At 66.5% G+C, this 19,499-nt stretch carries 17 protein-coding genes; 7 read left to right on the forward strand and 10 right to left on the reverse strand.

Annotated features, from left to right (window positions below; genetic code table 11):
- Positions 1 to 9: 9 nt before the first annotated feature.
- Entirely contained in the window at positions 10 to 1,104 is a 1,095-nt protein-coding gene (locus WT60_RS19895) for a polyamine ABC transporter substrate-binding protein (protein ID WP_059669694.1), read from the reverse strand.
- Between the two features lie 142 nt (positions 1,105 to 1,246).
- Between WT60_RS19895 and WT60_RS19900 the strand changes: the two genes are divergently transcribed.
- From WT60_RS19900 to WT60_RS19920, 4 genes are all read left to right on the forward strand, one after another.
- Positions 1,247 to 2,215: a LysR family transcriptional regulator gene (locus tag WT60_RS19900; protein ID WP_059669695.1), complete on the forward strand. Its 969-nt coding sequence runs from the start codon at positions 1,247 to 1,249 to the stop codon at positions 2,213 to 2,215.
- Between the two features lie 687 nt (positions 2,216 to 2,902).
- Positions 2,903 to 3,487: a hypothetical protein gene (locus tag WT60_RS19905; protein ID WP_059643443.1), complete on the forward strand. Its 585-nt coding sequence runs from the start codon at positions 2,903 to 2,905 to the stop codon at positions 3,485 to 3,487.
- Between the two features lie 248 nt (positions 3,488 to 3,735).
- Positions 3,736 to 5,187 carry an RNA polymerase sigma factor RpoD/SigA gene (locus WT60_RS19915; protein WP_059583715.1) on the forward strand — a complete coding sequence of 484 codons (1,452 nt, stop codon included), beginning with the start codon at positions 3,736 to 3,738 and terminating at the stop codon, positions 5,185 to 5,187.
- A 211-nt stretch (positions 5,188 to 5,398) separates the two neighbouring features.
- The gene (locus tag WT60_RS19920) at positions 5,399 to 7,489 is read left to right on the forward strand and encodes an NAD(+) synthase (RefSeq protein ID WP_059583712.1); all 2,091 of its coding nucleotides are present in this window, start codon (positions 5,399 to 5,401) and stop codon (positions 7,487 to 7,489) included.
- A 363-nt stretch (positions 7,490 to 7,852) separates the two neighbouring features.
- On the opposite strand, the gene gshA is transcribed toward WT60_RS19920, so the two are convergent.
- The 3 genes from gshA to ada form a co-directional block, all read right to left on the reverse strand.
- Positions 7,853 to 9,466, reverse strand: coding sequence for a glutamate--cysteine ligase (gshA, locus tag WT60_RS19930; RefSeq protein ID WP_038754673.1), 1,614 nt, complete (start codon positions 9,464 to 9,466; stop codon positions 7,853 to 7,855).
- A 169-nt stretch (positions 9,467 to 9,635) separates the two neighbouring features.
- A complete protein-coding gene (locus WT60_RS19935) occupies positions 9,636 to 10,577 on the reverse strand; it encodes an AlkA N-terminal domain-containing protein (RefSeq protein WP_059669698.1) in 942 nt (313 codons plus the stop codon).
- Positions 10,574 to 11,671 carry a bifunctional DNA-binding transcriptional regulator/O6-methylguanine-DNA methyltransferase Ada gene (gene ada, locus WT60_RS19940; protein WP_060355884.1) on the reverse strand — a complete coding sequence of 366 codons (1,098 nt, stop codon included), beginning with the start codon at positions 11,669 to 11,671 and terminating at the stop codon, positions 10,574 to 10,576. The genes WT60_RS19935 and ada overlap by 4 nt, the downstream gene beginning before the upstream one ends.
- Positions 11,672 to 12,073: 402 nt before the next feature.
- On the opposite strand from ada, the gene WT60_RS19945 reads away from it, so the two are divergent.
- On the forward strand, positions 12,074 to 12,490 hold the full coding sequence (locus tag WT60_RS19945) for a VOC family protein (RefSeq protein WP_038754650.1): 417 nt from the start codon (positions 12,074 to 12,076) through the stop codon (positions 12,488 to 12,490).
- A 214-nt stretch (positions 12,491 to 12,704) separates the two neighbouring features.
- Here the strand turns inward: WT60_RS19945 and WT60_RS19950 are convergent, their stop codons facing one another.
- The 3 genes from WT60_RS19950 to speG form a co-directional block, all read right to left on the reverse strand.
- Positions 12,705 to 13,259: a YaeQ family protein gene (locus WT60_RS19950; protein ID WP_038754648.1), complete on the reverse strand. Its 555-nt coding sequence runs from the start codon at positions 13,257 to 13,259 to the stop codon at positions 12,705 to 12,707.
- Positions 13,260 to 13,451: 192 nt separating this feature from the next.
- Positions 13,452 to 13,799 (reverse strand): hypothetical protein, encoded by a 348-nt coding sequence (locus tag WT60_RS19960; protein WP_038754645.1) that lies wholly within the window; start codon positions 13,797 to 13,799, stop codon positions 13,452 to 13,454.
- A 486-nt stretch (positions 13,800 to 14,285) separates the two neighbouring features.
- Entirely contained in the window at positions 14,286 to 14,846 is a 561-nt protein-coding gene (gene speG / locus WT60_RS19965; protein WP_038754642.1) for a spermidine N1-acetyltransferase, read from the reverse strand.
- Positions 14,847 to 15,006: 160 nt separating this feature from the next.
- Here speG and WT60_RS34585 point away from each other — a divergent pair, with 160 nt between their 5' ends.
- Complete coding sequence (locus tag WT60_RS34585) at positions 15,007 to 15,177, forward strand: hypothetical protein (protein ID WP_162836179.1); 171 nt, start codon at positions 15,007 to 15,009, stop codon at positions 15,175 to 15,177.
- Between the two features lie 338 nt (positions 15,178 to 15,515).
- Here the strand turns inward: WT60_RS34585 and WT60_RS19975 are convergent, their stop codons facing one another.
- Together WT60_RS19975 and WT60_RS19980 are read right to left on the reverse strand one after the other, a co-directional pair.
- Positions 15,516 to 15,671: a lipoprotein gene (locus tag WT60_RS19975; protein ID WP_038754640.1), complete on the reverse strand. Its 156-nt coding sequence runs from the start codon at positions 15,669 to 15,671 to the stop codon at positions 15,516 to 15,518.
- Positions 15,672 to 15,735: 64 nt separating this feature from the next.
- Positions 15,736 to 16,902, reverse strand: coding sequence for a DUF4382 domain-containing protein (locus WT60_RS19980; protein ID WP_038754637.1), 1,167 nt, complete (start codon positions 16,900 to 16,902; stop codon positions 15,736 to 15,738).
- A 554-nt stretch (positions 16,903 to 17,456) separates the two neighbouring features.
- Between WT60_RS19980 and WT60_RS19985 the strand changes: the two genes are divergently transcribed.
- The gene (locus tag WT60_RS19985; RefSeq protein ID WP_059669703.1) at positions 17,457 to 18,164 is read left to right on the forward strand and encodes a hypothetical protein; all 708 of its coding nucleotides are present in this window, start codon (positions 17,457 to 17,459) and stop codon (positions 18,162 to 18,164) included.
- A 243-nt stretch (positions 18,165 to 18,407) separates the two neighbouring features.
- Here WT60_RS19985 and WT60_RS19990 read toward each other — a convergent pair whose 3' ends face one another.
- Positions 18,408 to 19,499 carry an IS5 family transposase gene (locus tag WT60_RS19990; protein WP_059646534.1) on the reverse strand — a complete coding sequence of 364 codons (1,092 nt, stop codon included), beginning with the start codon at positions 19,497 to 19,499 and terminating at the stop codon, positions 18,408 to 18,410.

The raw sequence follows: 19,499 nt of genomic DNA on the forward strand, positions 1-19,499 counted from the left end.
TGAAGCCGCTCAGTAACCGGTCTTGAACCGGGTCCAGTAGCGCGTCTGCATGCGCATCGCCTGCGGCGGCATCGGGCGCTTCACCCAGAGCGTGCGCATCGTCGCGGCGTCCGGGTAGATCGCCGGATTCGACGCGAGCCGCCTGTCCACGAGCGGCGTCGCCGCGCGGTTCGGATTCGGATACATCACCTTGTTGCTGATCTTCGCGACGACGTCGGGCCGCAGGATGTAATCGATGAAGCGCAGCGCGTTGTCCGCGTGCGCGGCGCCCTTCGGAATCGCCATGCTGTCGAACCAGAACGGTGCGCCGCCCGCCGGCAGGCTGTAGACGATCCGCTGCCCGTTCTTCGCGTCGGCCGCGCGCAGCGCCGCGACGAGCACCGCCCCCGAGTAGCCGGTGACGACGCACACGTCGCCCGTCGCGAGATCGTTCATCACGGGCGTCGCGATGAACTGGCGGATCGTCGGCCGGATCTTCTTCATCATGTCGAGCGCCGCTTCGTAGTCGCGCGGATCGGTCGTGTTCGGATCGCGGCCGATGTAGCGCAGCGCAAGCGGAAACACTTCGCTGCCCGCATCGTTGAACGCGATTCCGCAGCCCTTGAGCTTCGCTGCGTACGCGGGATTGAAGATCAGCTCGAGCGTGTTCGCGGGCAGCGGACCGCCGAGCGCCTGCTTCACCTTCGCGACGTTGAGCCCGAGCCCGAACGTGCCCTGCATGTACGGCACGCTGTACTGGTTGCCGGGGTCGGCTTCGGCCGCGCGCGCGACGATCGCCGGATCGAGATTCTTCAGGTTCGGCAGCCTCGATCGGTCGAGCTTCTGGTAGAGGCCCGCCTGAATCTGCCGCGCGAGAAAGTCGTTCGACGGAAACACGAGATCGTAACCGCTGTTGCCCGTCGTCAGCTTCGTCTGCAGCGCTTCGTTGCTGTCGTAGACGTCGAGCCGCACCTTGATGCCGGTCTCCTTCTCGAAGCCCGGGATCGTATAGGGCGCGAAATACTCGGCCCAGTTGTAGACGTTGAGCACGTTGCCGTCGGCCGCGCGCGCGGCGAAACACGCAAGCGATGCGAGCACGACGACGATCCACGCGATGCGCTTCATCGATCCCTCCTTTGACGACGCCGAACGAAATGGCGGCCGCTCGACGGCTGCGCCGCCGAACGTTTCGCTTGTGAAGCGTAAGTAGAGAAAAAAATCGATTCGTGATCTTATTACGCACATCGCTTGTGCCTTTGAGGAAAGAATGCGGCGAATCGATCTGCTGTCCGCGCTCGAAACCTTCGTCTGCGCGGTCGACGAGGGCAGCCTCAGCCAAGCGGCGCGCCGGCTCGCGAAGACGCCGTCGGCGGTGACGAAAGCGATCGCCGGGCTCGAAGAGACGCTCGGCGTGCAACTGCTCGAACGCACGACTCGCAAGCTCGTGCTGACCGAAGGCGGGCGGCTCTATCTCGCGACCGCGACCGACGTGCTGCGCCGGCTCGCGGACGGCGCGCGACAACTCTCCGAGCACGACGACGAGCCGCGCGGCCTGCTGCGCGTCACCGCCGCGCACTCGTTCGGGCACGCGATCCTCGCGCCGCTCTGCCTGCCGTTCACGCGGGCGTTTCCGCGCGTGCGCATTGAGCTGTCGCTGTCCGATCATTACGTCGACATCGTCGGCGAAGGCTACGACCTCGCGCTCAGGATGGGCAACTACGATCTGCCGAGCCAGATCGTCAAGCCGATCGGCTCGAACCGCAGCCTGCTGTGCGCGAGTCCCGGCTACCTCGCGCAGCGCGGCCGGCCCGTCGCGCCCGCCGATCTCGCGCGGCACGACTGCGTGATCTACCGCCACCCGACGCTCGCCAACACGTGGGCCTTCGATCGCGACGGCACGCGCGAACGCATCGAGCCGAAAGGCCCGCTCGCGACCGACAATTACGGCCTCGCGCTCGCGGCGACGCTCGACGGCGCGGGCATCCTGCCGTGTCCGCAATGGAGCGTCGTCGACGCGCTCGAAGCGGGGCGGCTCGTGCCGCTTCTCGTCGAATGGCGCTTCGAGAGCGCGTCGTTCGGCGAGGAGCGGATCTGCGCCGCCTATCCGTCGAGCCGGCGCGGCTCGACAAAGATCCGCCGTCTCGTCGAACGCGTCGAGGCGAAGCTCGCCGACAGCGAAGCGCGCATCGCGCGGGCGCTGGGGGAGGCGATCGGCTCCGATCTCGTGCTTCGTTGACGAGAATCGACAGGCCGCTTTCCACGTTTCCTGCAGTCGCCGCGCAACGCGCGTACGCCGGCACGAAGTCAAGGAGAGCGCGATGAAGGTCGAACGGCATTCGAAGGGGTGAGCAATCGCTGCGCTGCCGGCTGCACTGCGGCCGGTCGACGCACGCGTCCGACGAGTAGGCGCGATCGCCGTGCGGCAGCGGTCGCGGCTACGGCTACAGCTACGGAATGGGCCCGTGCAACGCGTGGCCGGTCTCGTCAGGATGAGTGTGTCCCCTTATCGTTGTTGACGCCGCGTTATCGGTCCGCCGACGCGTGAGCACGATCGGATCGACGCGCCGCGGCGCCGCGCTCCCTCAGCTGGCAGGCAAGCCGCCGGACACGCCCGCTCCGTCGCATCAGCCGTCGCGCGGCGCCAGGCAAGCGCCGCATCCGCCGGCCGTCCCCAACTCACGCACGATTCGACACGTCCCAGGTCGCCCAGCCGCGCTCGTCCGTTGACGTGCGTCAATCCGCATCGGCGGCCCGCGTGCAGATTGGATACCCTTGTATGCATGCCGTGCCGCATCCGACGCGGCGAGCGCGTCGACGCAGCCGCGTTTCGATCTCGCACGCCGCGCAGCGCGATGCGCGCCCGCCGCCGCACGCTCGCCGAGCGCGCGGCATGCGGCACGGCCATCCGCCCGGAGGCACCGTCATGGAAGACGCTTACGCACGGCGCGCGCTGCTGCTGCACCTCGGCAGCGTGCTGCAAATCCTGAGCCGCCTCGAAGAGCAGAAGCGCGACGATCTGTCGATCGAAGCGCTCCTTGCGACGAACGGCATGCTCGCCGACGTGCCGCTCGTCGAGTACGTCGTGCAGGACATGACCATGCGCGAGTTCGAGGCTCGCGCGCTGCGCTCGTTCTGCCTGTGGCCGCAGTTGCTGCTCGAAGATCCGCTCGACTACGACGCGCTTGCGCTGCCCGTTCGCAAGCACCTGTTCGCAGGCAACGACACCGGGTGGAAAGCTTACGCGGCGGCGCTGCGCGAAGCCGCACCGGGCTTCGGCACGGCGGGCTCGTACACGGCCGAGCCGCACGAGGCAGAGCCCGACGACTCCGGCTACCCCGACGACGAGCGCGACGTGCGCGACGAAGCGGCCCGCGACATCTCCGTCGAACGCGACGAAGGCGAAGGCGAAGACGACGCGGACGACGCCCGTTTGCGCGAGCGCGCCGCCGCCGGCGTCGAAAGCGCGAGCCCCGACGCAGCGCGCGTTCGCCGCGAATCGTATGAATAGCCACGCGTTTCATGACGCCGTGCCGACACGCAATCACGATCAATAAGGCTTCCGAACCTGTTTCGGCCGCGCGGCGGCGCGCGTCTCGCCGATCGGAAAGCGCAGCTCGCCATTGAAATTTCGCGATCCGCCACAAGATGCACGGCTGTAAGGCTCATCGGCGCGGACGGGCGTTCGCGACGAGCCGACGGGCCTGGCTCGACGGATTCGCTCCGTCACGACGTACCGCGGCCCGATCCGCGTTTGCCATGAAAGTCTCAGAGCGCGAAGTGCGCTACGAACAGGGCATCGACCGATTGCTCGAACTTGCCGGCGCCCACGACGACGCGGCTTTTGCCGAGTTGGGCGACGAGCCCGCCCGCGCGCCCTCCGGCGCGCTCGAGCACGACTTCGGCGAGCTCGATCCTCTCGACCACCACCCATCCGAGGAAAGCGGCGGCGACGCGCCGTCGCACGGCAAGCCGGCGCGGTCCGCGCACGCCGGCGCCGATTGGCGCGACGACACCAACGCTCCGTTGTCCGAACAAAGCGACGACGCGACGGGCGACGCCGCCGCCTCGACCGATCCGCTCACGCTCTTCGTGCGCCGGATGCACGCGGTGCCGCTTCTGAACCACGCGCAGGAAATCGCGCTCGCAACCGAAATCGAAGCCGGCCGCACGCAGGTGCTGCACGCGCTCGCCGATGCGCTCGATCTTCTCGCGCTCGCGTCGTTGCCGGACGATCCGGCGCTCGCCCACGCGCGCGCCGCGCTGCAACGCGCACGCGCCCGCGGCGACGAAGGTGCGCGCGCGTTCGCCCGCGCGCGCAAGCGGGCGTACGCCGCGCTCGACGCATACGGCTGGCCGTCGGCCGAAATCAACGCGGTGCGGCGCGCGATGCAGCGCCCGCCGGCGTCGCCGGCGAAGGGCGGCTCGAACGCGCTGCGCGCCGCCGCGAGCGCGTTTGCCGAAGGCGAAGCGCGCATCTCGACCGCGACCACCAGGATGGCCGAGGCGAACCTGCGGCTCGTGCTGTCGATCGCGCGCAGGTATGCGTCGCGCGGGCTGGATCTCGCCGATCTGCTTCAGGAAGGCAATCTCGGCCTGCTGCGTGCGATCGAGAAATTCGAATATCAACGCGGCTTCAAGTTCTCGACGTACGCGACATGGTGGATTCGTCAGGCGATTTCGCGCGCGATCGCGGACCGCGCCTGCACGATCCGCCTGCCGGTTCACGTCGGCGACCAAGCGCGCCGCGTGCGCAAGGCCGCCGATCGGATCAGGCAGCGCAGCGGCGCGCGCGCGTCGCTCGCCGAGCTCGCGGCGGCGACCGAGCTGTCGGCCGAGCGGCTGCGCGCGATGCTGACGCTGCCGCACGAGCCGCGCTCGCTGAACGCGCCGCTTGGCGACGACGAGCACGCCGAATTCGGCGATCTCGTCGAGGACGCGTCGACGCCGAGCCTGTTCGATGCGCTCGCCGACGCGCAGATGCGCGACGTCGTCGCGTCGCTGCTGAAGACGATGTCGGCGCAGGAAGCCGATATTCTCCGCCTGCGCTTCGGGATCGGCGGCGGCGAGCCGTGCAGCTACGAGCAGATCGCCGCGCAATCGGGCGTGTCGCGCGAGCAGATCCGCCGCATCGAGAAGCGCGCGCTGCAGACGCTGCGCGTGAGCGCCGAAGCGTGCAACGCGCGCGACTTCCTCGACGTGCAGCCGTAACCGCCGCGCGCCGCCAGCGAAGCGCAACCACGCGCCGCGCCGGCTTCTGCGCGGCGCATCGCCGCATCGCTTGATCTGAGTCAACGGTGTGGCCGATGCGCGCCGCACACTGTCGGCAAACGCGGCTTCGCCCGCCACGCGTCGCCGCACCTCGCGCGCATGTCGCGCTGCACCGCATTGGGCGCAGCGCGCGAGTCTCGCACACGGCACCATGGCCTTCTTCAATCTCTACCGGCACGGCTTCGCGCGCATCCGCGTCGCGACGCCGCGCGTGCGCGTCGCCGATCCGGCGTTCAATGCGGCGCAGGTGATCGCCGCGCTGCGCGAGGCCGAAGACGACGGCACGCTTCTCACGCTCTTTCCGGAGCTATGCCTGTCCGCATACACGTGCGACGATCTTTTTCTCCAGCAGGCGCTCCTCGACGGATGCGTCGCGGCGCTCGAGGACGTGCTCGCCGCATCGCGCGCGCTGGGCTCGATCGCGGTCGTCGGCGTGCCGCTGCAATTCTGCTCGATGCTGTTCAACTGCGCGGCCGTGATCCATCGCGGCCGCCTATGCGGCATCGTTCCGAAAACCTACCTGCCGAACTACCGCGAGTTCTACGAAGCGCGGCAGTTCGCGTCCGGCGACGCGCTGCCGCGCGCCGCCGTCGATCTGCCCGGCCATTCCGGCGTGCCGTTCGGCAGCGCGCTGCTGTTCGAGATCGGCGCGCAGCCGCGCTTCACGTTCCACGTCGAGATCTGCGAGGACCTGTGGGTGCCGATCCCGCCGTCGTCGTTCGCCGCGCTCGCGGGCGCGACGGTGCTGCTGAACCTGTCGGCGTCGAACGCGACGGTCGGCAAGGCCGAATACCGGCAGGCGCTCGTCGCGAACCAGTCGGCGCGCTGCCTCGCCGCGTATGCGTATGCGAGCGCCGGCGCCGGCGAATCAACGACCGATCTCGCCTGGGACGGGCACGCGATGATCCACGAGGACGGCGTGCAACTCGCCGAGAGCCGGCGCTTTCTCGACGCCGCGCAGGCGATCAGGGCCGACATCGACCTCGATCGCCTCTGTTGCGAGCGCGCGCGCCAGACAAGCTTCGCGCAATCGGCGCAGCGGCATCGCGACGTCTGCGCGACGTTCCGCACCGTGCGCATCGACGCGCCGATCGACCGCGATCGCCGCCTGCCGCTCGCGCGCACGTACGAGCGCTTTCCCTATGTGCCGTCGGACCCTGCGCTGCGCGACCGGCGCTGCGGCGAGATCTATGACATTCAGGTGCAGGGGCTCGTCACGCGAATGCGCGCGGCGCACGTCGACAAGCTCGTGATCGGCGTATCGGGCGGGCTCGATTCGACGCACGCGCTGCTCGTCTGCGCGCGCGCGATGGACGTGCTGCGCCTGCCGCGCGGAAACATCGTCGCGTGCACGCTGCCCGGCTTCGCGACGAGCAAGAAGACGAGCCGCCAGGCGCGGCAGTTGATCGCCGCGCTCGGCTGCGCCGCGCTCGACATCGACATCCGCACCGCCTGCCTGAAGATGTTCGCCGACATCGGCCATCCGTTCGCGCGCGGCGAGCGGATCTACGACGCGACCTTCGAGAACGTGCAGGCAGGCATGCGCACGAGCTATCTGTTCAGGCTTGCGAACCTGCATCGCGGGCTCGTCGTCGGCACGAGCGACCTGAGCGAGCTCGCGCTCGGCTGGTGCACATACGGCGTCGGCGATCACATGGCGCATTACGGCGTCAATGCGAGCGTGCCGAAGACGCTGATCCGCTACTTGATCCGTTGGGCGGCGCAATCGACGCTGTTCGATCCGGCGCTCGCGCCGGTGCTGCAAGCCGTGCTCGACACGGCGATCAGCCCGGAACTGATTCCGGGCAACGCCGGCAACGAGCCGGAACAGCGCTCGGAGGACGTCGTCGGGCCGTTCGAATTGCAGGACTTCGCGCTTTATTACGTGTCGCGGTTCGGCTACCGGCCGTCGAAGCTCGCGTTCATCGCGTGGCACGCGTGGCGCGACGCGACGCTCGGCGCATGGCCCGATCCGGGACAGGAACGGCACCAGTACACGCTGCGCGAAATCAAGCACTGGCTGCGCGTGTTCGTGCGGCGCTTCTTCGAGGAATCGCAATTCAAGCGCAGTTGCGTGCCGAATGCGCCGAAGGTGGGGTCGGGCGGATCGCTGTCTCCGCGCGGCGACTATCGCGCGCCGAGCGACGCGTCGGCGGCCGTCTGGCTCGCGGATCTCGAGACCGTGCCGGATGAAGAGAGCGCCGCCGGCGAGGCGCGGCCCGGCGGCCGCGATCCGCTCTGAGCAACCGTCTGCCGAGTCAAGCGGAACGCAGCAAAGCGTCTCGGAGGGCGTTGGCTCCAATCATGGCGTTGAGCGCGGCGAGGCGTGTGCGCGTGCAGGTAAGCCGCGCGACCTTCGGCGGTTTATCGGCGGCGCTCAGGCGTTGGCGGAGGGTCGCAATGGACGGGGACGTTGCGAAGCGGCGAAGCGGCGAAGCGGCGAAGCGGCGAAGCGGCGAAGCGGCGAAGCGGCGAAGCGGCGAAGCGGCGGCAAGCATAGCCGCAACACGCATACGCACCAACACGCCGCCCGTCGACATCATGCCCCCGCGCCGCACACGCTCACGCTCACGCGCGTGCCGGCCTGGCGCGCGCCCGCGCTCCCTCACACGCTGAACCGATTCAACGTATAAGCGCGATACGCGGCGACGAACGCGTCGAACGATCCGGCGTTCTTCCCTTCGAGTTCCGTCTGCTCGTCGAGCGAGCGCTCGGCGAGCGCCTGCGCATCGCGCATCGCGGCCTCGTCGAGCGGACGGCCGCGGAAATACGCGGCATGCGCTTCGCTTTGCGCGCGCGCAAACTCGAGGAACGACTGGCCGTTCTCGCGCATCGCGCGCAGCACGCGGGCGGAAGGCGTGCGCTCCGGATCGTCGAGCTTCGCGCGCTGCGCGGCGATCGCGCGCGCATGCGCATCGCCGCCCCGAATGTCGTCGAGCACGCGGCCCGCCGCTTCGATCTGCGCGAAGATTTCGTCGGCCCAAGCGCGCATCGGCACGGCCGCGCCGTCGCGCGTCAGTTCGAGCCCCGGCTTGCGCCCCTCCATCGTCACGCGGCCGAAGTTCGCATTCGATTCGCGATACGTGTCGCACGTGAGCGGCGCGCTCTCGGCGAGCGCGCAGACGAGCAGATACGCGTCGATGAAGCGCGCGGTGTCGAGCGAGATGCCCGTCGGCTCGAACGGATCGATGTCGAGGCAGCGCACTTCGATGTACTGGACGCCGCGCGACGCGAGCGCGTGCAGCGGCCGCTCGCCCGAGTACGTAACGCGCTTCGGCCGGATCGTCGAGTAGAACTCGTTCTCGATCTGCAGCACGTTCGTGTTGATCTGAATCCACTCGCCGTCGCGGTGCGTGCCGATCGCCTCGTACGGCGGGTACTGCTCGCTGACCGCCTTCGACAGTGCGTCGAGGTAGCCCTGCAGCGTGTTGTAGTCGGCTTCCAGCGCGGCCTGCGCGGTCGTGTTCGAGTAGCCGAGGTCGCTCATCCGCAGGCTCGTCGCATGCGGGCGATACAGCGTCGCGGCGTCGAACGTGTCGAGCTTGTGCGGGTGGCCGCGCAGGAAACCGAGATCGAGCGCGGGCGACGCGCCGAACAGGTACATCAGCAGCCAGCTCGTGCGGCGGAAATTGCGGATCTGCGCGAGGTAGCGCTCGGACTGATAGTCGACCATGTTCGCGGTCGAGCCGTCCTCCGCGTGCAGCCGCCGCCAGACTTCCTCGCTCAGCGAATAGTTGTAGTGAATTCCCGCGATGCACTGCATCGTGCGCCCGTAGCGATACGCGAGGCCGCGCCGGTAGACGGTCTTCAGGCGTCCGATGTTCGACGTGCCGTAGTAAGCGATCGGGATTTCGTCGTCGGCGGGCAAAAGGCCCGGCATCGAATCCGTCCACAGCATTTCGTCGCCGATCGACGCGTAGACGTAGCGATGCAGTTCGTCGAGCCGCTCGAGCGTCGTCGCGGCGTCGCGCTCCGCGGGCGTGATCAGCTCGACGAGCGCTTCCGAATAGTCGGTCGTGAGCGACGGATGCGTGAGCGCCGAGCCGAGCGCGCGCGGATGCGGCGTGAACGCGATCATGCCGTCGCGCGTCACGCGCAGGCTTTCCTTCTCGATGCCGCGCAGGCCGTCAGGTAGCTGCTCGCGCGTCGGGCTCGTGCTCAACACGGCGAGGCGTTGCTGCAACAAGTCTGTCTGTCGGGAAGTCATGTTGTTCGGCATCGATGCAAGTGCGGGCTCGGCAGCCGCGCGACGCGCGCGGACCACCTGGCGGGATTGATGGTAGCGGGCACTTTAACATCTCGCCGAAAGGCTCGCTTGACCTGCCCTCGGGCGTTGCCGGACGATTCACGCCCACCGCGTCCGGCGGGCGTCGGCGTCTGGTCGGCGGCTATCCGCCGCGCGCCGCGCCGGCACGCTCGGCGATCTCGTTCCACAGATGCATCGCCGCATACGCGCGCCACGGGCGCCACGCATCGGTGCGGCGGCGCTGGCTCGCCGGACGGTCGAGCGCCGGGTCGCGCGCAACGATCGCCTGCATCAGCACGAGATCGGTCGCGGGCCACGCGTCGGCGTCGCGCCACGCGCGCATCGCGACATACTCGACGGTCCACGGGCCGATCCCCGGCAGCGCGAGCAGCGCGGCGCGCACACCGGCCGGATCGGCCGCGTACGCGTCGAGCGGCACGTCGCCCGCGGCGACCGCGCGCGCAACGCCCTGCAGCGCCGCGACGCGCTTGCCCGGCATCCCGATGCGCGACAGATCGCACGCGGCGAGCGCGGCGGGTTCGGGAAAACGCCAGCCGGTCGCGCGTTGCGGATGATCGGCGAGCCGCTCGCCCGCGCGCTCGACGAGTCGCCCGACGATCGTCGTCGCGGCCTTCACGCTCACCTGCTGGCCGACGATCGCCCGCACGATCAGCTCGAAGCCCGACCACGCGCCCGGCACGCGCAAGCCGGGCGCCGCATCGACGAGCGGCGCGAGCCAGGCGTCGCGCGCGAGATGCGCGCCGATCGCGGCGGGATCGGCGTGCAGATCGAGCATCGTCGCGAGCCGCTCGGCGAACGCGGCGTCCGCGTGCCGCGCCGCGTCGCCTTCGACGAGCGCGACGAGACAGCGCTTACGCGGATGCTTGCGCACCGTCAGCGCGCCCGTCACGCCGCGATAGTCGATCGTACGCAGATACGCGTCGTCCTCCACCGCTTCGACGCCCGGAATCGCGCGCCCGGCGAAGAAGCGCAGCACGCGGCGCCAATCGTAGGGCGATTTGAACGGCAGTTCGAGCGCGACGCTGCCGGGCCGCGGAGCGGCCGGTCGAACCGCGGCGCTCAAGCTGCGTCGTCCACGGCGAGCGCGGCGGCGGACTCGCCCGCCGCGCGTTGCGCCTCCGCATCGAGGAGCGCCGCCTTGCGCGGCAAGCCCCATCGATAGCCGGCGAGCGAGCCGCCCTTTTGCACGACGCGATGGCACGGAATCGCGAGCGCAACCGGGTTCGACGCACACGCGCTCGCGACCGCCCGCACGGCGCGCGGCGCGCCGAGCGCCTCGGCGATCTGCGTGTAGCTGCGCGTCTCGCCGTAAGGAATCCGACGCAACGCATCCCACACGCGCTGCTGGAACTCGGTCGCGGCGAGATCGAGCGGCAACTCGAAACGCCGGCGCGCGCCGTTCAAATACGCGTCGATCTGCTCGACGAAAGGCGCGATCCGCTCGGCCGACTCGACGATTCGCGCATTCGCGAACGCCGCTTTCAGCTCGTCGACGAGCGGCGTCGCAGCGTCGCCGAATGCAATCCTGCAGATGCCCTTGCTCGTCGCCGCGACGAGCACGACGCCGAGCCGCGTGCCGGCCGTCGCGTAGTCGATCTCGAGCCCGGCGCCCTTGCGGCGAAACGCAGACGGCGACATGCCGAGCTCGCGCGGCACCGATTCGTAGAGCCGAGACGGCGAATTGAAGCCCGCGTCGACGGCCGCTCGCGTGACGGCGACGCCGCTTTGCAACGCGTCGCGCAGCGCCGCGCCGCGCTGCGCGGCCTGATACTGGCGCGGCGACACGCCGACGACGCGCTTGAAGAGCCGCTGCAGATGAAACGGGCTCACGTGAACGGCATCGCTCAGTTGCGCGAGCGTGAACCGGTCCTGGCGATGGGTGTCGAGCACCGCGCACGCGCGGTGGACGATCTCGAGCTCGCGCGGCAACCCCTCGGGCCGGCAGCGCTTGCACGGGCGATAGCCGGCCGCGCGCGCGGCGCCCGTATCGGCAAAGAACGACACGTTTTCGCGCTTCGGCAGCCGCGACGCGCACGACGGCCGGCAGAACACGCCCGTCGTCCTGACCGCGTAGCAGAACGCGCCGTCGGCGTCGGCATCGCGCGCGACGAGCGCGGCCCAGCGCGCGTCGTCGGTCGAATAGGCTGGCTTCTTCATGATGACCTCGCAAAGACGGAACGGATGCCTGTCACTGTAGACGCCGCTCCCGCCGCCTACGCGCTGTTTCTTGCGCTCTCATTCGAATCATCGTCACACGAATGACACACAATCGTTCGCTTCGTTGCGCCAACTATCGCGCGAGCGTCGCCTCTGCCCCATTTTGTTGCGGTGCGGATGCGACAGATTGCCGTCCTGACGTTTTTTTACACTAGGAATATTGCGTCGCACCATCCGGATGTGTATAGTTGGAACTGTCTCCTCCATGTCTCCTCCTGATATGGATTAAGCCCGTTCAATTGCGAACGGGCTTTTTTTCGTCCATCGATTTTGCACCGCCCGCTCGTGCGCCGCACGGACCGTCTACACTCGGTAGGACTCCCCCCGAAGGAGACGTCCCCGATGAAATTCCACATCCACGAGATCGATCACGTGGTGCTGCGCGCCGCCGATCTGGCGGCGATGACCCGTTTCTATTGCGAAGTGCTCGGCTGTCATGTCGAGAAGGAGCAGCGGGAATTGGGGCTCGTCCAATTGCGTGCGGGGCGCTCGCTGATCGATCTGCTCGCGGCCGGCGCGCCGATCGACCGTGCGGACAGCGGGACGCCGGGAAAGGGGCGGAACATGGATCATCTGTGCCTGCGCATCGAGCCGTTCGACGCTGCCGCGCTGCACGCGCATCTCGCCGCGCACGGCGCGCGGCCGGGCGACGCCGCGCGGCGCTACGGCGCGGACGGCTACGGGCCGTCGATCTACCTGTTCGATCCGGAAGGCAATATGGTCGAGCTCAAAGGGCCGCCGGAAGCCGTCGCGTGCTGAGCGCCACGACACGGCGCCGGCGCAAGGCGGGCAATTCTCCTCCCGAACGCGGGAACCTGAAATCCGGAATCGGCGGACGGCGGACGGCGGACGGCGGACGGAAAGCGGAAAGCAGAAAGCAGAAAGCAGAAAGCAGAAAGCAGAAAGCAGAGCAGGCTAACCGCCCCGGCTGGCAAGCTGCAACGCGCGGCCGCCTGCGCCGCCAACCACCCGCTCAAGCGTCTTCGCGAGCCTTCAGCGTCGTCCACTCGATCGCGACCGGATCGTGCGTCGCGCTCGACAGCCACGCGGCGCCGTCCTGAATCATGCACTGCAAACGCATCGTGCGCTCGGCGAAACCGCCCAACGCCGCCGCGACGCCCTCCGCGAGCGACGTCACCTGCACGTTGCGCAACCGCTCGACCTTGCCGCGCACGCCTTGCCACCAGATGTCGGACGTGCGCCCGCCGTACGCGATGACGTTCACCCGCTCGGCGCGGCCGCTCGCTTTCGCGATGCGGCGCTCATCCGGCTGGCCAACGTCGATCCAGGTCTCGATCGCCCCGGTCAGGTCCTTTTGCCAGAGATCGGGCTCGTCGATATCCGACAGCCCCTTGCAGAACTCGAGCCGCTCATGCGCGAACAGCGCGAACGCGGCGATGCGCACCATCATCCGCTCGTCCGTTTCGGACGGGTGACGGGCGACGGTGAGCGAATGATCGGCATAATAGTGCCGGTCCATGTCGGCGATTTGCAGCTCCGCCTTGTAGATCGTCGATTTGAGCGCCATTCGGCATCGGGGCCCGCACGGGCCGTTGATTCGGGTCGGGGCGTGATGATACCGAATGCGCGATGCTCGCGCGACCGCTCGCACGCGTCGCCGCCTACGGCGGCCGTAAACGCGCGACGGCCCGACATGCACCGGGCCGTACGAACTCGGCGCGCTCGGCCCGTGCCGAACGCGCCGCCGAAAGCGAACGCGTTACTGCTTGATGAAGCGCGCGTCGGTCCAGAGGCCTTGCTGGTCGCTGTTCTCGGCGCTCACGAACTGCACGTCGCCCTCGTCGACGCTCACGACCCGGAAGCGCTGCCCCTCCGGCACCGACAGGCAGCGATAGTCGTCGAAATACTGCTGCCTCGCCTGAGACTGGCCGTCGCGCTCGTGGCTCAGCACGGAATCCAGATTGTCTTTCGACAGGCATCCCCAAGCGTTCTTCGTCAGCTGGATTTCCTGCTGCGGCTTGAGCGGCGCATCGCCATTGGCCTGCGCCACCGAAAATGCAACGATGCCGCTCGTCAGTGCCAGTAAAAGACCGGTTCGCTTCATCATGTCGTGTCTCCCAATCGCTCGGGTCATGAGCTCGGGTTAGGTATGTATTTAAAGGCTTGCGTCGACCCGCGTCTTCTCATGCTAGGAAAAGCGAAGGCGATCGCAAGCACATTCGTTGTGCGACCGCAATAGCGACGGATTGCCGCACCCGCTCCGCAGCCCAGTTCGCGCAGCCTGCCGCTGCGCTCCGCCACGGCGCAAATCCGTATTCCCGATTTTTCGGATGCCCAAAAGTCTTGCGCTGCAAGCCTTCCGGTCGCACGGGTTTTCTCATGATGAACGAGTTGGATAATTCAAAAGGCGCCGCTTATCGATTTGATGCGCCGCACATAAATTCGTCAAGAAATTTCGCACCGCCACATGAGAATCTTCTGATCAGCGGAATTCAAAAAAAATGCCAGGTGCGTTCGCACCCGGCATCCGTTCCGTCGCCAGCCTTCAAGCGCCCCGGCTGGCGCGGCGCGCCGCCGTACACGCCGGCCGGCTTTATTCGCCCCCGTGTAATTCCGCACCCTGTTGGGTCTCGAAATAATCGCGCTGGAAAATGCACATTCTCAATGCGTTGTGATATTGGCCGTTGCCGAAAAACTCTTCGATCAATTCGGCTTCGTGCTTGAAACCGCATTTCTCGTAAACCCGAATCGCCGCGGCATTCGATTTGTCGACGATCAAATACAGCTTGCGCAGGTTCAGCACCTTGAACGCATATTCGACGGCGAGCCGGGTCGCGCGCGTCGCGTAGCCGCGGCCCTGACGGTTCGGCGCGATGATGATCTGGAACTCGCCGCGGCGATGAATGTAGTCGAGCTCGATCAGTTCGACGAGACCGACAAGTTCGTCATCCGAATCGAACGCGACGAAGCGGCGCTCGCGCTGGTCATGCACGTGCTGGTCGTACAGTTGCGACAGCTCGGTGAACGTTTCGTACGGCTCTTCGAACCAGTAACGCATGATCTTCGCGTCGTTGTTCAGTTCGTGCACGAAACGCAGGTCCTGACGCTCGAGCGGCCTCAGCGCGAGCGTGTGTTGTTCGTTCTGGATTTGCATGTTGATTGTCCTTGAGTCATTCGAGGGGCGGCGTGGGGGCGGCATGGACACCCGTACAAGCGCGGAGTGCGTCGAAGAAAGCATCGACGGAAAATGACTGTGGGCTTTGGTACAGAGTCTAAAATTAAGCGAGGGTTCCCGCCCCGCGATGGAGACTATCGTGATCGAGCAAGTGATACTGGGCGTTTTTCTCGTACTCCCGCTTCTCATCGTCGCGGTGCTGTATTCGGACGAACTCTGGCAGGAACATCGCCTGCAGCATCCGCGCGACGAGCACGCACCGCATGTCGATTGGCGCCACCCGTGGCGGCTCCTGCGGCGAGGGCACTGACGGCGTCGAGACGTCCGCGCACCGGCCGCGCGCGGATTGGCCGCATACGAGGACATCCGCCGCGCCGCCGCTCGGCGAAAGCGGCAAGTACGCGCCGCATCGGCGCTCCTGCCACGCACGCGTGATTCGTTCGACGCGCCATTCCCGTCGCACGTCAGGCCGCGAGCTTGCCGCCGAGGCGCTGCGCGCCGTGCGTCACGTGCCGCGCTTCGCTTCACGCGCGCATCGAAACACGCCGATCCGAGTCGAACCGCCGCACATCCCGCCAATCCTCGATACCCCGCGCTCGGACACGAAAAAGGCGCCCGAAGGCGCCTTGGTACACGTGCTCGCGAGACTCAGCAATTTCCCTTCTTCGCTTGTCCCGGCGGGCAGAAGCCATTGCCCGGGCCGCCTTGCGGCGCCATGATGACGCCCGGCTGATCCGGCACGTAGACTGCGCAGCCGCTCAGGACACCTGTGGAAACCGCCAGCGCGATGATGATTTTCTTCATGTTGTTTCCCCGTTTGTGATGAAGGCGGAAGGAGCAGCGCCCCTTCCGTTCGTATTGCCGACGATTAGAACCCGAAATTGACGTTCGCGACCGAGCCTGCGGCGATGTTCGCCGGCTGCTGCTGCGTCGCGCCGTTCGCCGCATCGGCTTCGATCGTGTACTGGCCGGCAGCGCTCGGCGCCGCGCTCATCGCGACGGGCAGCGAACCCGAATACGTGCCGACGATCGGCGCCGCGGTCGGCAGCGTCAGCGCGTAGGCGCCCGTGTCGAGATTCGCGTTCGTCGATGCAACCTCGTACGGCAGCGAGTTCACCATCTGCAGCGCGCGCAGGATCGCGTCGGCGCTCGCCGTGACCGTGCCGCTCACGACGTTCATCGTCGATGCGGGCAGGGTGATCGGCACGGATGAAGTCGACACCGACGTCGTCGTGTTCACGACGACGGGCACCGAACGAACGATCCCGGTCGCCACGTTGTTCTGCGCGATCACGATGTCGTAGTTGCCGTTCGTCGAGCTCTGCACGAGCGGCGTCAGCACGAAGTGGCCGCTGCTGTCGGCGATGGTGCCCCTGACGACCTGGCCGTTCTGCTCGGCGTAGACCGTCGCGCCGGCTTCGTTCGGCGCGACATAGCCGTCGATCGCGCCGCTGACGACGGTCGGCGTGGCGGTCACGACTGGCTTGAGCGCATACGCGCCGTTGCCGCGCTGGACGATCGACTTGCACGCGTTGAAGTCGAGAACGAGATCGACGAGCGTGTTCGGTTGAACCGTAAACGGCGTGATGATCTTGTAGCCGCTTTGCGTCGCGCTCGGCGTGGCGAGCGGCTGCTCGGTGCCGCCCGTCGGCACGACCGAGTTCGCGAGCGTGTTGCCCTGGTTCTGCGCGAGCACGAGCCGCACTTGCTGGTACTGGCCGGCCGGCAGCGCGCTTTGGCCGAGGTCGGCGAGCACGCCGTTGGTCAGCGACAGAAGGTCGACCTTCTGCGGCGTCGCGAGCGCGACGTCGGTCCAGCCGGAATCGTTGTCGCCCGCTTGCGCGCTCATGTTGACGCGCACCTTCGAGACGGTCACGTAGACGTGATCGAAGCCGCACGACGGCGCGTCGGTCATCGCGACATGCAGCGTGCCGGTTTGCGCGCTGCTGCTGCCGCCGCCGTCGCCACCACCGCAGCCGGCGAGCGAGATCGACGCCGCGGCCGTCAGGCCGAGAATCTTCCAGATTGTTTTCATGACCCCCCCCAACCATTGTCTTGGTGTGCGAAGGATACGTAGCGGATGAGTGTTCGTCTTTTACCCTTTTGCAACCAGCCGTAACTTTTGCATCTTGTGTTTCAGAGCGGCTCGGAAAAGCTTGTCAGTATGAAGAGAAGGACGGAGTTAGGAGAAACGCCGAGGCAAGTTTGGCGGTGTTTGACGATGTCGAACCGGCTGCCGAGGAATGTGAAAGATTGTTAATTGTTGAGTGAGTTTCATTTCCTCCGGCCACGTCTCGAGTGCGTATTTTCCTCGCTGCCGGCGCCGGGCGTAGCACTAAAATCAAAAGGCAATCACGTTGTCGGCGGCACGAGAACCAACACAATACGACGGGGTGAGCCATGAGAACTTCGGTGCTGTCGTGCCTATTGGCGGCGACGCTTGGCGCTTGCAACCACTCGAGCAAGCAGGAAACGCCCACTACTTCGGCGAGCCCGCAACAGCCGGCGTCCGCGAGCAGTTCCAACAACGCGCCGCCCCCGCCTCCCGCGCCGATCGCTGCGCCCGCGCCGCCTTCTCACCAATACGCAATGGAGCAAGACGGTACGTATGGCTACGAGCCGGCCTTGAGCGAGGACGACGTTCGCAGCGGCAAAGCAACGAAGCCTCTCGTCATGATGCGTTATGTCGGATTTCGAGACGGAACGTACGTGTTGCTGATGCTTGATCCGGATAACGAAACTTATGCGACGCGCGTGACATGCCAGGCGCCGTGCAATTTTGCGAAAGTGCAGAGCATGTCCGCCGCGACGGTTCTCAAAACCGATACCATTCGCGTTGTACCGAATTCGCTGATAGGCGCCATGCTGGAAGACGCGCTATCGGGCCAACTGAAACCGTATGGCCAGTCGTCGCCATCGATGCCGCAACCCGTTTCCGTTCCGCCCGCCAATACCGCGGCGACGACTTCGGCGCAATCGACGACGCAAGCTTCGCAGACGGAATCAATTGCGCAGCAAACGAGTTTCGATTGCTCGAAAGCCAACTCGATTCCCGAATACCTGATCTGCCATGATCCGGAACTTGCCGCTTCGGATCGAGAGCTCGCTGATATCTACCGACAAGCGAAAGAAGCGGTTCCTGACAAGGCCGCATTCGCCGAACGCACGCGAAGGCAATGGAACTATCGTCAAAAAAATTGCCGAGACAAGCCGTGTCTCGTTTCGTGGTACGTGTATCAAAAGGAGGTTTTGACGAAAATCGCTCAGACCGGTGACGTGAACGCGCAGTCGCAGTGAGCACCGGCTTCGACGATGCCGGGTCACGCGCGGAAAGCGATGCGCGAGATCAATCGGCCGAGCCTTCGGACATGGCGCAGTGGAAACCTGTGTTAGCAGGCCGTTGAATTACTGTCCGTCCTGACGTATTTTCCCTTCCGCCGTTCACGACGATCACCGCGAAGCGTTCGATTTCGGCTCGCTCTGCCGATTTCAATGCGAATGGATCAACGTCGTGGGCTTCCCGGTGCCCACTCTGGTACCTCAGGCGCTCTGCGGGCGCAACGCGGCCAGCGATCTCAACCGCGTCAGGTTGTAGGCTGCCATCGTCAGAGTCAGCAGTTGGTCCACTTTCTCGAGACCACGAACCATGACCTGTCGCAGCGGGCCTATCGTCTTGCCCCAGCCGAAGCACTGCTCAATGCATTTCCGTTTGCGCTGGCTCAGCGCGTAGCCCAGGTGCCGCGTCGTGCGTTTATCGATCGCGCTGCCGCCGCTGCGTTTCGTGTTCCGCGCCACATGCGGCGTCACGTTCGCGTCCCGGCAAGCCTTGATGAACCCGCGCGTGTCGTAACCCTTGTCGGCCCCGACCGTGATGCGTCGATCTGGTCGCGCGACGTCCTGCAACATCTCGGCGGCAACGTCGCGTTCGGCTCGGCCATTCGCCCGGCTGGCCTGTACATTGACCACCAGACCGTGCCGATTGTCGGTCAGCACATGACCGAGATAGCTCGGCAGCGCCGGTGCAACATTGCTCTTTCGGTACAGGCGGCTGTCACCGTCGCTCTTCGATTCATGCGTTTCGTTGCTGCGCGGCTGGCCGTGCCAGTTGCCTGGCGGCCGGTCGTCGTCGCTACCATCTTTGCGACGGATGCTCTTGTGGCTAGCCCAGGCCTGAATCAGTGTGCCATCGACGCTGAAATGTTCGCCCGACAGCAGGCCCCGTTTCTGCGCCGTTTCCACCGTCGCGTTGAACAGCTCCGTCACCGCGTCGAATTCCAGTAGCCGATCCCGGTTCTTGCTGAACACCGAGTGGTTCCAAACCGCATCCTCGATCGACAGGCCTACGAACCACCGGAACAGCAGGTTGTACGAGATCTGCTCGACCAGTTGCCGCTCGCTGCGGATGCTGTACAGCACCTGCAACAGCATCGCCCGCATCAGTTTCTCAGGCGCGATGCTCGGTCGGCCTCCCTTCACGTCGACTTCGTACATCGCCGAGAACTTCGCATCCATCTTCGACAGTGCTTCGTTCAGCCACGTCCGGATCTGGCGCAGCGGATGCGCCTGCGGAACAAATTCCTCTAGCCTCACCGTGCTGAACAACGATTCGTTGTAACCGTCCGCGCCTCGCAT

Origin of the sequence: Burkholderia sp. MSMB617WGS (assembly GCF_001532025.2) — a bacterium.
GTDB classification, from domain to species: domain Bacteria; phylum Pseudomonadota; class Gammaproteobacteria; order Burkholderiales; family Burkholderiaceae; genus Burkholderia; species Burkholderia savannae.